General features: G+C 64.4%; 10 protein-coding genes. 7 read left to right on the top strand and 3 right to left on the bottom strand.

The genetic code is table 11. The features are described 5' to 3' along the window. Positions 1-62 precede the first annotated feature (62 nt). Positions 63-1,571: a tetratricopeptide repeat protein gene (locus JOD97_RS25390; protein WP_209724777.1), complete on the bottom strand. Its 1,509-nt coding sequence runs from the start codon at positions 1,569-1,571 to the stop codon at positions 63-65. 201 nt (positions 1,572-1,772) lie between these two features. Beyond that, on the bottom strand, positions 1,773-2,126 hold the full coding sequence (gene uraH / locus JOD97_RS25385; protein ID WP_209724775.1) for a hydroxyisourate hydrolase: 354 nt from the start codon (positions 2,124-2,126) through the stop codon (positions 1,773-1,775). A 110-nt stretch (positions 2,127-2,236) separates the two neighbouring features. On the opposite strand from uraH, the gene puuE reads away from it, so the two are divergent. From puuE to JOD97_RS25355, 6 genes are all read left to right on the top strand, one after another. Next, a complete protein-coding gene (gene puuE / locus JOD97_RS25380) occupies positions 2,237-3,190 on the top strand; it encodes an allantoinase PuuE (protein ID WP_209724773.1) in 954 nt (317 codons plus the stop codon). Between the two features lie 7 nt (positions 3,191-3,197). Continuing rightward, complete coding sequence (gene xdhA, locus JOD97_RS25375; protein ID WP_209724771.1) at positions 3,198-4,667, top strand: xanthine dehydrogenase small subunit; 1,470 nt, start codon at positions 3,198-3,200, stop codon at positions 4,665-4,667. Between the two features lie 11 nt (positions 4,668-4,678). Further along, positions 4,679-7,024: a xanthine dehydrogenase molybdopterin binding subunit gene (gene xdhB / locus JOD97_RS25370; protein ID WP_209724769.1), complete on the top strand. Its 2,346-nt coding sequence runs from the start codon at positions 4,679-4,681 to the stop codon at positions 7,022-7,024. After that, complete coding sequence (gene xdhC / locus JOD97_RS25365; protein WP_209724767.1) at positions 7,025-8,056, top strand: xanthine dehydrogenase accessory protein XdhC; 1,032 nt, start codon at positions 7,025-7,027, stop codon at positions 8,054-8,056. Between the two features lie 136 nt (positions 8,057-8,192). Then, positions 8,193-9,503 carry a guanine deaminase gene (guaD, locus tag JOD97_RS25360; RefSeq protein WP_209724765.1) on the top strand — a complete coding sequence of 437 codons (1,311 nt, stop codon included), beginning with the start codon at positions 8,193-8,195 and terminating at the stop codon, positions 9,501-9,503. A 28-nt stretch (positions 9,504-9,531) separates the two neighbouring features. Next, positions 9,532-11,007, top strand: coding sequence for an adenosine deaminase (locus tag JOD97_RS25355; RefSeq protein ID WP_209724763.1), 1,476 nt, complete (start codon positions 9,532-9,534; stop codon positions 11,005-11,007). A 267-nt stretch (positions 11,008-11,274) separates the two neighbouring features. Here the strand turns inward: JOD97_RS25355 and JOD97_RS25350 are convergent, their stop codons facing one another. Next, complete coding sequence (locus JOD97_RS25350) at positions 11,275-11,580, bottom strand: hypothetical protein (RefSeq protein ID WP_209724761.1); 306 nt, start codon at positions 11,578-11,580, stop codon at positions 11,275-11,277. Positions 11,581-11,624: 44 nt separating this feature from the next. On the opposite strand from JOD97_RS25350, the gene JOD97_RS25345 reads away from it, so the two are divergent. Next, complete coding sequence (locus tag JOD97_RS25345) at positions 11,625-15,068, top strand: TonB-dependent receptor (RefSeq protein ID WP_209724759.1); 3,444 nt, start codon at positions 11,625-11,627, stop codon at positions 15,066-15,068. The last annotated feature ends 67 nt before the right edge of the window (positions 15,069-15,135 follow it).

Raw genomic sequence — 15,135 nt, 5'->3', positions numbered from 1 at the left:
GTTTTTTAACCCGTACGACCCCTAAGCGGCACGGCATGCGTATCGCCCAAAGCGTGCGGGGTTTATTTCGAACAGCGAAGAATGACGGCGTGACCGGCGATGGCCGCGCCGTTCTCCTGGCGCGCGGCCAGGGGATCGGCCGCCAGCACCTCGAAACCAGTCTCCTTGGCCAACCGCTGGAGATAGGCCAGCGTGTGCGCATAGCGATTGCTCGGGCGCAGCGTGAAGTCGCCGTCCTCGCCGGCTTCGACCGAGAAGCAGAAACGCCCGCCGGGCTTCAACGCGCGGTGCACGCGCTCGAAGACGGGCGCCAGGTCGCCCATGTAGACGAAGACGTCGGCGGCGACCGCCAGGTCCCACTGGTTCGCCCGGCCTTCGAGGTAGCCCACCAGGTCGGCGCACGCCAGTTCATCGTAGCCGCCGCGCAGCGCCGCCTTGTCCAGCATTTGCTGCGACAGGTCGACGCCATCCAGACGACGCGAATACGCCTTCAGATACGGCGCGCACAGGCCGGTGCCGCAGCCCAGGTCCACGGTATCCAGATCGGTCGCCGGCGCCACGCGCCGTATCATCGCGTCCAGATAAGCCGGGGTCCGGTAGTCAAGCACCTGCACCAGGTGCTCGTCGAAGTGGTTGGCGTACTGGTCAAACAGCGAGCGTACATATTCGGCCGGCAGCACGGCCGGCGTCTCGCCCACGCCGAGCGACGCCAGCGCGAAGGCGATGGTCTCCGGATTGTCGCCATGGGCCAGCGCGGCGCGGTAGGCGGCGATCGCCTCGTCGGTGCGCCCCAGCGAGCGCAGCGCGTTGCCGCGGTGGTAGTGCGCCAGCGCGTGGTCGGGTTTGAGCTTGAGCGCCTGGTCGTAGCTGTCGAGCGCCGCCTCGAACTCGCCCAGCTTGAACAGGCTCGAACCCTGCGCGCTGTAGGCCTCCGCCCATTGCGGACGCAGATGGATGGCGCGGTCGTAGCTTTCCACGGCGTCCGGCAGCAGACGCAGACAGTGCAGGGCGTTACCGCGCGCGAACCAGGCGTCGGCGTAGCGGTCCTTGATGTGCAGCGCGTCCTCCGCCGCGCCCAGCGCCTCCAGATAGCGGGCCTGGTCCTGCAGCACGATGGCGCGGTTGCAGTGCGCTTCGGCGTAGGTCGGCTGGATTTCGAGCGCGCGCGCGTAGCTGAGCAGCGCGTCGTCGAGGCGTCCGAGCTGGCGCAGGGCGTTGCCGCGATTGCTCCAGGCCATGGCGTAGCCGGGCAGCAGGGCGATGGCGCGTTCGTGGCTGGCCAGCGCTTCGTCGGCGCGGCCGGCATCGAGCAGCGCCGCGCCGAGGTTGGTGTGGGCTTTGGCTTGCTGACCGTCGATGTCGATCGCTTGCGAGATCAGCGCGATGGCGGTTGGCGCGTCGCCCTGCTGGCGGGCGATCACGCCTAGCAGGTGCAGCGCGTCGAACTGGCGGGGATTGAGGTCGAGCACCTGGCGGTACAGCGCTTGCGCGGGTTCCAGGCGACCCTGCTGGTGCAGTTCAACGGCCTGTTGCAGGAAGGACGCTTCGAGGGCGGAATGGGATTCGGTCATGGTGTGCGCATCTTAGGGGAGTTCCCGCCGGCGGACAACCCGTAACCCATGATCCGTCACGGATACACGTAGGGCGGATTAGCGCAGCGTAATCCGCCATGCTCCGTCGGCGGCTCATGGCGGATTACGGCGTTCCGCCTAATCCGCCCTACGTGGTTTAGACGATTCCATTGTCGTCAGCCACCGCGTGCGTCATTGCCCTCAACTGCCGCGATACGTCGAATACGCCCAAGGCGACACCACCAGCGGCACATGATAATTCTGATCCGCGCCGGCCACGCCGAACGCGATCGTCACCTCGTCGATGAAGCGCGGCTCCGGCAGCTCCACCCCCTGCGCGGCGAAATAATCCCCGGCGCCGAAAACCAGCTCATATTTCCCGGCTTTCATCGCCTCGCCCTCCAGCAGCGGCGCCGAACAGCGGCCGTCGGCATTGGTGACGTCGGTCTTGATCAACGTCCGCCCCTGCGCGCCAACCGCGTACAAAGCCACCTTGACGCCGGCCCCCGGCTTGCCCTGCGTGATGTCGAGAACGTGCGTACTAAGCTTGCCCATGGTCTGTCCTATATGTGTACGTCATAAGTATCTATTGTACAAATCATATACCGATGTCGGCCTACGCATATATGATTACGGATATATTCCCCATCGACTTGCCGGCGCCCATGACCACTTACGACAACTATCCGCGCGACATGATCGGCTACGGGCCGAAGCCGCCCCACGCCCAGTGGCCCAACCAGGCCCGCGTGGCCCTGCAGTTCGTGCTGAACTACGAGGAGGGCGGCGAAAACAACGTGCTGCACGGTGATGCAGGATCGGAAACATTCCTGTCCGAGATCATCGGCGCCGCCTCGTTCGCCAACCGCCACATGAGCATGGAATCGCTGTACGAGTATGGCTCGCGCGCCGGCTTGTGGCGTTTGCTGCGCATGTTCGAGGCGCGCAAGCTGCCGCTGACGGTGTTTGGCGTGTCGATGGCGCTCAAGCGGCATCCGGAGGCGGTGGCGGCGTTCCAGGCGCTCGGCCACGAAATCGCCTGCCACGGCCTGCGCTGGATCACCTACCAAAACATGGACGAGGCGACCGAGCGCGCGCACATGAAGGAGGCGGTCGATATCATCCGCGAACTGACGGGCAGCGCGCCGCAGGGCTGGTACACCGGCCGCGATTCGCCGAACACGCGCCGGCTGGTGATGGAGCACGGCGGCTTCCGCTACGACTCCGACCACTACGGCGACGACTTGCCGTTCTGGCAAAAGGTCGACTACACCGACGCCGACGGCAAAGCCGCCGCCGCGCCGCAGCTGATCGTGCCGTACACGTTGGACACCAACGACATGCGCTTCGCCGCCGCCCAGGGCTTCAACTCCGGCACGCAGTTTTTCGACTACCTGAAGGACGCCTTCGACGTGCTGTACGCGGAGGGCGATCCCGATGGCCTGAACCAGCCGAAGATGCTGTCGATCGGCCTGCACTGCCGCATCGCCGGCCGTCCGGCGCGCGCGGCGTCGCTGGCGCGCTTCCTCGACTACGTGCAAGGGCACGACAAGGTCTGGATCACGCGCCGCATCGATATCGCCGAACACTGGCGCAAGACCCATCCTTTTGCAGATTGAGACCCCGATGTCCGAACCGATTCGTTTTTACTTCCGTGGCGCGGTCCAGGAGATCACCAACGCCGCGCCGACGCGCACCGTGCTGCAGCACCTGCGCGAGGACCTGCACTGCACCGGCACCAAGGAAGGCTGCGCCGAGGGCGATTGCGGCGCCTGCACGGTCGTCGTCGGTAGCCTGAACGCCGCCGGCCAGCTGGAGATGAAGTCCGTGAACTCCTGCATCCAGTTCGCGCCCACGCTGGACGGCAAGGCGCTGTTCACCGTCGAGGATTTGCAGCAGGCCGACGGCGCGCTGCATCCGGTGCAGCAGGCGATGGTCGAATGCCACGGCTCCCAATGCGGCTTCTGTACGCCCGGTTTCGTCATGTCGCTGTGGGGCATGTACCTTGACAAGGATGGCCAGCCCGCGCGGCGCAAGGAAATCGACGACTGCCTGTCCGGTAACCTGTGCCGATGCACCGGCTACCGTCCGATCATCGACGCCGCGCACCGCATGACGGAGCTGCCGAAAGTCGGCTTCGACCGCGAGGCACTGGCGGAACAGCTGCGCGGCTTGCGGCGCGAGGCGGGCGTCAGCCACACGGCGCATGGCCACACCTTCCACGCACCGCGCACGCTCGACGAACTGGTGGCGTTGCGCGCCGCGCATCCGGCGGCGACGCTCTTGGCCGGGTCCACCGATATCGGCCTGTGGGTCACCAAGCAAATGCGCGAGCTGGGCGACATCATCTACCTCGGCCACGTCACCGCGCTGCAAACCATGGGCGAGAAGGACGGCATGCTCGAAATCGGCGCCGGCGTGTCGCTCGACGATGCCTATCGGGCCTTGGCCGAACTGTATCCGTCCGAGCTGGGCGAGATGCGCCAGCGCTTTGCCTCGCTGCCGATCCGTAATGCCGGCACCTTGGGCGGCAACGTCGCCAACGGCTCGCCGATCGGCGATTCGATGCCGTGGATGATAGCCCTGGGCAGCGAAGTGGTGCTGCGGGGCGCTTCCGGCGAGCGTGTGCTGCCGCTGGAAGCGTTCTATCTCGATTATCAGAAAAAGGATATGCGGGCGGACGAATTCGTCGCCGCCGTGCGCGTGCCGCTGCCGCGCGCCGGTATCGCGTTCCGCACCTACAAACTGGCCAAGCGCTTCGACCAGGACATCTCCGCCGTCTGCGCCGCGTTCGCGTTCAAGCTCGATGGCGACGTGGTGGTCGATGCCCGCATCGCTTTCGGCGGCATGGCCGCCACGCCGCGCCGCGCGCCGCGCGCCGAGTCCTCGCTGACCGGCTTGCACTGGAGCGAGGCCAATCTGCGCGTGGCCATGGACATGCTGGCGCAGGATTTCGCGCCGCTGTCGGACATGCGCGCCTCCAGCTCCTACCGGATGCAGACGGCGCAAAACCTGCTGCGCCGCTTCTGGCTTGAAACCCGCGCCGACGCGCCGCTGGCGGCCGATGCCGTCAACGCCTTCGCTTGCCGCGCCTGAAAGGAGCCTTCATGAACCATCCATCCGCTCCCGTCTCCCTGGACGCAGCCAAAACCGCCGCCGCGTGGAAGGCCGTCGGCGTCGCCCGCCCGCATGAATCGGCCGAGCTGCACGTGCTCGGGCAGGCCACCTACACCGACGACATCCCCGAGCTGCAAGGCACCTTGCACGCCGCGCTGGGGCTGTCGTCCAAGGCGCACGCGCGTGTCACCGCGATGGATCTGGCGCCGGTGCGCGCCTCGGCCGGCGTGGTGGCGGTCTACACTGCCGGCGATATCGTCGGCACCAACGACTGCGGTCCGATCATCCACGACGATCCGATATTCTGCGCCGGGGAAGTGATGTACGTCGGCCAGCCGCTTTTCATCGTCGTCGCCGACACCCACGACAACGCCCGCCGCGCCGCGCGCCGCGCCTTGGTCGACTACGACGAACTGCCGGTCATCCTTACGCCGCAGGAGGCCAAGGCCGCCGAATCCTACGTGCTGCCGCCGATGCGGCTGACGCGCGGACAGTTCCAGACCGCGTTCGACCAGGCGCCGCGCGTGGTCAAGGGACAGTTGTTCGTCGGCGGCCAGGAGCAGTTTTACCTGGAAGGCCAGATCGCCTACGCCATCCCGAGGGAAGACAGCGGCATGCTGGTGCAGTGCTCGACGCAGCATCCGAGCGAAATGCAGCACGTCGTCGCGCACGCGCTGGGCGTGCACTCGCATAAGGTGCAGGTCGAGTGCCGCCGCATGGGAGGGGGCTTCGGCGGCAAGGAGTCGCAATCGGCGCTGTGGGCCGCCGCCGCCGGCATCGCCGCCGCCAAGCTGCGCCGACCGGTCAAGCTGCGCGCCGACCGCGACGACGACATGCTCGTCACCGGCAAGCGCCACTGCTTCTTCTACGAATATGAGGTCGGCTACGACGACAGCGGCAAGATCCTCGCCGCCAAGGTCGACATGACGCTGCGCGCCGGCTACTCGGCCGACTTGTCCGGGCCGGTGGCCACGCGCGCCGTCTGCCACTTCGACAACACCTACTATTTGTCGGACGTCGACATCCGCGCCGCCTGCGGCAAGACCAACACGCAGTCGAACACCGCCTTCCGTGGCTTCGGCGGGCCGCAGGGCGCGATCGCCATCGAATACGTCATCGACGAAATCGCCCGTAACCTGGGCCGCGACGCGCTCGATATCCGCCGCCTGAACTTCTACGGCAAGACCGAGCGCAATGTCACGCCGTACGGCCAGGAGATCGTCGACAACGTGATCGAGGCGCTGACGGCGGAGCTGGAACAAACCAGCGAATACCGCGCCCGCCGCAACGCCATCGACGCCTACAACGCGGGTAGTCCGGTGCTGAAGAAAGGGCTGGCGCTCACGCCGGTCAAGTTCGGCATCGCCTTCAACGTCACGCATTTGAATCAGGCCGGCGCGCTGGTGCACGTGTATGTCGATGGCTCGGTGCTGGTCAATCACGGCGGCACGGAGATGGGGCAGGGCATCAACACCAAGGTGATGCAGGTGGTGGCGCATGAACTGGGCCTCGACATGGCGCACGTGCGCGCCACGGCGACCGACACCAGCAAGGTCTCGAATACGTCGGCGACGGCGGCATCGACCGGCGCGGATTTGAACGGCAAGGCCGCGCAGGACGCCGCGCGCCAGATCCGCGAGCGCCTGGCCGCCTACGCCGTCAAGCTGTATGGCGACGAGGACGGCCAGCCGGTGCGCTTCTTCGACAACGCCGTTCACGTGAACGGGCATAGCGTGCCGTTTCCGGAGCTGGTGCAAAAAGCGTATCTGGCGCGGGTGCAGCTGTGGTCCGACGGTTTCTACGCCACGCCGGGCCTGCATTGGGACCCGAAGACGATGAACGGCCATCCGTTCTCGTACTACGCTTACGGCGCGGCGGTGTCCGAGGTAGTGGTTGACACCTTGACCGGCGAGTGGAAGCTGCTGCGCGCGGACGCGCTGTACGACGCCGGCCGCTCGCTCAACCCGGCCATCGATATCGGCCAGGTGGAGGGCGCGTTCATCCAGGGTATGGGCTGGCTGACCACCGAGCAGCTGTGGTGGAACCCGGCGGGCAAGCTGATGACGCATGCGCCGTCCACGTACAAGATTCCCGGCATATCGGACTGCCCGGAGGACTTCCGCGTCAAGCTCTACGACAATGGCAATGTGGAGGACAGCATCCATCGCTCCAAGGCGGTGGGCGAGCCGCCGCTGTTGCTGCCGTTTTCGGTGTTCTTCGCGATTCGCGACGCGATTTCCAGCGTCGGTGGCCATCGCGTCAATCCGCCGCTGAACGCGCCGGCGACCAGCGAAGAGATTCTGCGCGCGATCTCCATCGTGGAAATGGCGGCTTGAATGAACCAGTGGCTGACAGCGCGGATTGCCGAACCGGCGGTGCTGGTGACGGTGACCATCGTCGAAGGCTCCGGCCCGCGCGAGCCGGGCGCCAAGATGCTCGTCACCGCCGCCGGCCAGGTTGACACCATCGGCGGCGGGCATCTGGAGATGTGCGCGGTCGAGGTGGCGCGTGCGATGCTGGATGGCGGGAGCGCGGCGCGGCTGGAGCGGTACGCGCTCGGGCCTACCTTGGGCCAATGCTGCGGTGGCGTTGTGCATCTCGCTTTCGAGCTGGTCGACCCGCCGCTGCAAAATGTATTGGACAGCCTGCGTGCGCGCCGCCGCGAGGACAGCTGGCGCCTGAGCGCCATCGATGGTCCGTCCGCCGCGCTGCTGCTGGATGCCGATGGCATGACGGTCGCCGGGGAGGGCGAGGGCGCGCCGGCCGTCGACCGCAAGCGCGGCACGCATGTGATCAAAGACGCTGCCGGCCGCCGCTGGCTCGCCGACCCGTGCCTCGCTCCGCGTGCGCATCTGCTGCTGTTCGGCGCCGGGCATGTCGGCGCGGCGATCGTCCGTATGCTGGGCGAGTTGCCGTGCACCGTTACGTGGGTGGATGAGCGCGAGGACATGTTCCCGTCCGCGATACCGGCCAACGTCACGGTGGAGGCGACCGACATGCCGGAGGCGCTGGTCGCAGGCGCGCCGGCCGGCGCCAGCTACCTCGTCATGACCCACAGCCACGCGCTGGACCAGCGTCTGAGCGAAGCGATTCTCGCCCGCGCGGACGTGGGCTGGTTTGGCCTGATCGGCTCCAAGACCAAGCGCGTGCAGTTCGAGCGCCGGATGGCCGCGCGCGGCGTGCCGAAGGACCGCATCGACGCCATGGTCTGTCCGATCGGCCTGGCGGGCATCGCGAACAAACTACCCGCCGCGATCGCCGCCTCGGTCTGCGCCCAACTGCTGATGGTATGGGAGGCGCAGCAGAGCGCCGCCCTCGACGCCGATACGCCGATACGCCTGGCCTCCGTGACGGCCATTAAACGATGATCCGACGGCCAAAAAATGATGATCCAACGATGATCCACGTAGGGCGGATTAGCGCAGCGTAATCCGCCATGTGTGCGCCGCCGGCGACGCACACATTATGCGCGGAACGCCGAACACCAAATTTTTGAAAGAACCTATGTCGAACCAAGACCTGCAAGCCTACCGAGCCAGCTTGCTGCATTTCCTCGCCGATCCGGCCTTCAGCGACCAGTCGCACGACTGGCACGAAGACGGCTTGCTGATCGTCGCCGACGGCAAAGTCCAGGCGGCGGGCGACTACGCCGCGCTGCACGCCACGCTCCCGCCGGGAACCGTGGTGCACGACTACAGCGGCAAGCTGCTCATGCCCGGCTTTATCGACACCCACCTGCACTACCCGCAGACCGACATGATCGCCTCCCCGGCCGAAGGCCTGCTGCCATGGCTGGAAACCTACACCTTCCCGGTCGAGAGCAAATTCGGCGATCCCGCCCACGCCGCCGGCGTGGCCGAGTTCTTCCTCGACGAGCTTCTGCGCTGCGGCACCACCACCGCCATGGTCTATTGCAGCGTGCATCCGCAATCGGTCGACGCCTTCTTCACCGCCAGCGAACGGCGTGGCCTGCGCATGGTCGCGGGCAAAGTGATGATGGACCGGAACTGCCCCGACTTCCTGCGCGACACCGCCGAATCGAGCGCCAGAGACACCGAGGCGCTGATCCAGCGCTGGCACAACCGCGGCCGCTCGCTGTACGCGATCACGCCGCGCTTCGCGCCCACCTCCACCGAGGAGCAGCTGCACCTGGCCGGCGAACTGGCGCGCGCCTACCCGGACACCTTCATCCAGACCCACGTATCGGAAAACGAAGCCGAATGCGTGTGGGTGCGCGAGCTGTTCCCGAAATCGCGCAGCTACATCGACGTCTACGACAGCTATGGCATGATGCGTCCGCGCGCGATGTACGGCCACTGCATCTGGCTCGACGGGCGCGACCGCCAGCGCATGGCCGAAACCCAATCGGCCGCCGCCATCTGCCCGACCTCCAACCTGTTCCTGGGCAGCGGCCTGTTCGACTTCGAGCGCGCCGACTTCGCCGGCGTGCCGCTGTCGCTGGCCACGGACGTCGGCGGCGGCACCTCGTTCTCGATGTTGCAAACCATGAATGAAGCCTATAAAGTAGCGCGCTTGGGCGGCAGTTATCTGCCGGCCTTGCGGATGTTTTACCTGGCCACGCTGGGCGCGGCGCGCGCCATGCGGCTCGAAGGCACGATCGGCAGTTTCGCCGCCGGCGCGGAGGCGGACTTCATCGTCATCGACCCGCAAGCGACGCCGCTGCTGCAGCGTCGCACCGGCCGGGTCGAAAGCCTGGAGGAACTGCTGTTCGCGCTGGCGTTGCTGGGCGACGACCGCGCGATCGCGGCGACCTACTCCGCCGGCCGCAGGGTGCATGTCCGTAGCCCCAGCTAGAACGGACTTAATTCACATTGGAAGCCACATGCAAAAAAATATCGCCAGCCTGAAGGCCATCGCTCTCGCCGCCGCCGTGTTCTGCGCCATGCCGCAGAGTGCGCGGGCGGCCAGCAACGAGGAGATCACCCAGCGCCACTTCGCCACGCTGGTCGCCGGCAAGGAGCCCAAGCTCGCCGAGCTGACGATGTTCTTCACGATGATGCCCAAGGGCGGCGATCTGCACCACCATTATTCCGGCGCGCTCTACGCCGAGCAGTATCTGGAGTGGGTGGACAAGCAGGGCTACTGCGTCAACAAGAGCACCTTCATGATCGATGTCAGCAAGGAGACGGTCGCCAGCGAGCGCGCCAAGCCGCTGGCGGAGCGCGCGTGCCTGTCCGGCCAGGATGTCCTGCAGAACAACACGGTGCTGGCCAACCTGCTGCAAAAATGGTCGGACAAGGACTTCTACAACCATAGCGGCCTGCAGTCGCCGCCGGACCGCCAGTTCTTCGACACCTTCGCGTATTTCAATCCGGTGGCGTCGACCAACGCCGCCGAAGGCTTGAAGACGCTCAAGCAGCGCGCCATCCAGGAAAACCTGAGCTACATCGAGACCATCTACGAGATCGCGCCGATCGCGCAGGACGCGGCGTTCGACGAGAAGGCCGCCGCCGGCGGCTTGACCGACGCCGACCTGGCCGCCTACAGCGCCAGGCTGGAAGACGACAAAGCCTTCCAGGGCTGGATCGGCGCCTACCTGGAAAACGTCAAGACCTCCGGCGCCGGTATCGACGACGCCGATTTCACGCTGCGCTACCAGCCGTTCGCGCTGCGCTTCCTGACGCCGTCGCAGGTGTTCTCGCAGATGGTGTCGAGCTTCAAGCTGGCTTCTTCGAGCCCGATGATCGTCGGCGTGAACATCGTCGGCCAGGAGAGCGTGCACGTCTCGATGCGCGACTACGCGATGCACATGCGGATGTATCAATTCCTGAAGGCGAAATATCCGAAGGTGAAACTGGCGCTGCACGCCGGCGAACTGGCGCTGGGCATGGTGCCGCCGGAAGGCCTGACCTTCCACATCCGCGACGCCATCGACATCGCCGGCGCCAGCCGCATCGGCCACGGCATGGACATCGCGCACGAGAGCGATGCGCTGGGCATTATGAAAAAAATGCGTGATCGGCAGATTCCGGTCGAGGTCAACCTCAGTAGTAACGACTTTATTTTGGGCGTAAAAGGCGCGGCCCATCCGGTCACCTTGTACCGCAAATATGGCGTGCCGTTCGTGTTGTCGACCGACGACGCCGGCGTGTCGCGCAATAATCTGTCCGGCGAATTCGTGCTGTACGCGGCGCGTTACCAGCCGAGTTACGCGGAAGTGAAAAAACTGTCCTACGACAGCATCCGTTATTCCTTCCTGGCGGACGCCGACAAGCAGCGGCTGTTGAAGGGACTAGACGGCAAGTTCAGCAAATTTGAGGCCGAAATTGCTGCGTCGCAAAGCAAGGCGGCGCGCTGAGCGGCGCGGCCCGATCGGCTAGAAACAGGCTCAACGGCGGGATGGTGTGGCGCGCAACCCACACCATGCTGGCGTTTGTTACAAAATTTCCTCCCGCACAGCAGCATCCGACTGTTGTCATAAATTCCTCTCTGTGGCAGACGCCGCGACATTTTTTAGCAGTCTGTGGCCGCGATGCGACATAAAACGCAGCAAGCGCTGTTGCTTTTGCTTTTATGCCAATGAAAAGATTTCACGCAAGAATGGCTGATTTATAATTCCGGCTTATTACAAGTGGTAGTCGACGTCGCCTGAAAATTTTGCCTTATTTATATATTTTTCATCTGAATTCTTAAAATAAATCGTATTTGTCAGGTATTTTTCGATCCTGCATAGTGGGATGAAATGATCCAAAAAAGCAAGATTATTGCTTTCTCCTAGTTCGGTGGATAAGTGGCAAAGCAGGCGGATGCGGCACCTTCGGCCGTCACAGCCCTGACATATTAAGCCGTTACACTCACCCGCTGCCGTTGGCACGCCGGGGATTTGGGCGGTTCGACCAGTTGCAGCAAACGTAAAGAGGAGTTCCGCCATCAGCGGGATTTCCACATAACTATTAGTCTATTTGGGGTTATACAATGATCAATCATAAACGGCTCAAGCTGACGCAAATAGCGCTCAGCCTGTCTATCGCGCTTGCGGCAGCACCGGCCTTCGCACAGAACACGACGTCGGCCATCGGCGGACGCATCTCGTCCGGCGACGGCAAGCCGGCGGCCGGTGCCACCGTCACCATCGTCCACACCGAATCCGGTACCGTGACGAACATCGTGACCGACGCCGAGGGCCGTTACGTCCAGCGCGGTTTGCGCACCGGTGGTCCGTACACGATCACGATCACCAAAGACGGCATTGTGGAAAAACGCGAAGGCGTCTACACCCAGCTGGCGGAAACGGCCACGGTCGACGCCACCCTGGGCGGCTCCATGCAAACCGTGACCATCGCCGGCACCGCCGGCGGCCGTTCGGAACGCTTCAACAAGTCCAACATGGGCGCCGGCACCAGCATCAGCGCGACCGAACTGGCGATCCAGGGTTCGATCAACCGCAACCTGCAGGACTATGCCCGTTCCGATCCGCGCGTTTCGCAGACCGATAAAGAGCGTGGCGAGATGTCCGTCGCCGGCCAGAACTCGCGCTATAACTCGCTGACCATCGACGGCGTGGCCGTCAACGACACGTTCGGCCTGGAGTCGAACGGCAGCCCGACCGCCAAGCAGCCGATCTCGATCGAGGCGATCCAGTCGGTGCAGGTCAACGTCGCCAACTACGACGTGACGCAGAAGGGCTACACCGGCGGTAACATCAACGCGGTGACCAAGTCCGGCACCAACACCGTCAAGGGCAGCGTCTACTACGTGTTCCGCAACGACAGCCTGGTCGGCGACCGCTATAACAACGTCAACGACACCTACTTCAAGCCGGCGCCGTTCAAGGAAACGACCAAGGGCGCGACCGTCGGCCTGCCGCTGATCAAGGACAAGCTGTTCCTGTTCGCCGCCTACGAAAAACTGGAGTCGACCCGTAACGCGCCGTCGTTCGGCCCGTTGGGCAGCCAGCTGACCAACGTCGGCATCACGCCGGCGGCCATCGCCAGCGCCACCGATATCGCCAAGAACAACTATGGCATCAATATCGGCGACTCGTCGATGACGGCCGGTTCGCAACTGACCGTCGACGACAGCCTGCTCAAGGTTGACTGGAACATTAACGACAATCACCGCCTGATGGTCCGCTACTCGAAGACCAAGCAGGCCGAGCCGCAATTCACCGGCATGTCGGCCACCGGCCTGTCGCTCAACTCCGAATGGTTCTCGCAAGAGAAAGTGATCGAAACGAAGGTCGGCCAGTGGACCGCCGACTGGACCCCGACCTTCTCGACCGAGGTCAAGCTGTCCTCGCGCGATTACGACAGCACGCCTTCGCTGAACTCCACGCTGCCGCTGATGAACCTGCAGTTCACCGGTCCGAATCCGGCCGGCACGCCATCGACGGTGTCGACCGCGACGCGTACCCTGTCGTTCGGCACGGACAACAGCCGCCAGCGCAACATTCTCGGCACCAAGACCAAGGACGCCTATGCCGGCGCCAACTGGTCGCTGGGCGACCACGAAGTCAAGTTCGGCTCGGACTACAGCAAGAACGACGTGTACAACGCGTTCCTGCAAAATATCTGGGGCAACTACACCTTCTCCTGCGTGCAGAACTGGAACTATGCCTTCCTGGGCGGTGGCACCCTGACCGACTGCGGCAACAACGCCAACATGCAGGCCGCCGTGCTGGAGAACTTCCGCATCGGCCGTCCATCGTCGTACACCTTGCAAACGCCGAACTCCGGTTTCTCGCTCGACAACGCCGTCTCCAACTTCAGCATGAAGAACTACGGCGTGTTCCTGCAGGACACCTGGTCGGTCACGCCGCGCCTGACCGTCAGCTACGGTGTGCGTCTGGACGCTACCCGCATGGACGACCGTCCGCTGCTCAACACCCGCGTCGCGCAAGCCGCCATCGCCGCCACCGGCGCCACCGACAACCGTCAGACCGGTGGTTTCGGCATCGACAACACCGTCACCTTCGACGGCCAGAACGTGTGGCAGCCGCGCGCCGGCTTCAACTACAGCTTCGACACCGAGCGCAAGATGCAAATCCGTGGCGGCGCCGGCCTGTTCCAGGGCGCGGCCGCCACCGTATGGCTGTCGAACCCGTTCTCGAACCCTGGCGTGGCCACGTCCAGCATCAACTGCAGCGCATCGACCAAAGCCTGCCCATCGGTCGGCGGCACCTTCACGCCTGACATCACCAAGCAGCCGACCACGCTGAGCGGCGGCACCAGCACCGCCCAGTTGAACGTCGACGCCCTGGCGCCCGGCCTGAAGCAGCCGGCGGTGTGGAAAGCCAACCTCGCCTTCGACACCGAGCTGCCATGGTACGGCCTGGTGCTGGGTGTGGAGTACATGAACACCAAGGTCAAGGACGGCATCTACTACCGCAACCTGAACCTGGGCGCGCCGACCAAGATCGGTACCGACGGCCGCGAGCTGTATTACAGCGATGCCGCCTACGATACCCGCTGCTGGTCGTCGAGCGGTACGCTGACCACCACCGGCGCCACCTGCGGCGCCACCAGCGCCCACGCGGCCGCGCGCACCAAGTCGGGCAGCAATATCGGCTTCAACAACGTGCTGGTCGCCACCGCGACCGACAAGGGCGGCAGCAACCTGGGCACCGTGTCGCTGAGCCGTCCGATGACCAACGGCATCGGCTGGTCGGTCTCGTACACCTACACCGATGCCAAGGAAGTGTCCGGCCTGACGTCGTCGACGTCCGGTTCGAACTTCAGCGGCCGTTCGGTGTTCAATCCGAACGAGGAAGTCAACGCCAACTCGAGCTATCTGGTGAAAGACCGCATCAACGCGCTGGTTAACTTCCAGAAGCGCTTCTTCGGTTCGTACAAGACCACCTTCGGCATGTTCTACGAAGGCCGCACCGGCAAGCCGTACAGCTGGACCATCAACAACGACTTGAACGGCGACGGCTTGGGCGGCAACGACCTGATGTACATCCCGTCGGCGCCGGGTTCGGGCCAGGTGGTGTTCCTGGGCGATACCGCGACCAACAAGGCCAACGAAACCAAGTTCTGGTCGATCGTCAATGCCAACGGCGTTCTGCGCAACTCGAAAGGCCGTGTTGTCGATCGTAACAGCGACTTCTCGCCATGGACCAATACCTTCGATCTGCGTATTGCGCAGGAAATCCCAGGTCTGTTCAAAGGCAACAAGGCGTCGTTCACGCTGGACCTGTTCAACTTCGGCAACCTGCTGAACCGGAAATGGGGCCGTATCAATGAAGTCGGCTTCCAGGCCAACGGCGCGCAAGCCCGCAGCTTCGTCGACTTCGCCGGTCTGGATTCGGCTGGCCGCTATATCTACAAAGTGCGCGACACCGTCGAATCGATGGACGTTCGCCAGGTCAAGGGCGAATCGCAGTGGGCCATCCAGGCGACTGTGAAGTACGAATTCTAAGTTCGTAGCACGTCCGTGATGTAAAACGGCTGGTGGCGACATCAGCCGTTTTTTTATTCCGGGACTG

The sequence above is a fragment of the Duganella sp. 1411 genome, from assembly GCF_017833525.1.
Classification (GTDB): domain Bacteria; phylum Pseudomonadota; class Gammaproteobacteria; order Burkholderiales; family Burkholderiaceae_D; genus Rugamonas.
Note: the sequence above shows the minus strand (reverse complement) of the source record. Positions and strands in the feature narration are given on the sequence as shown.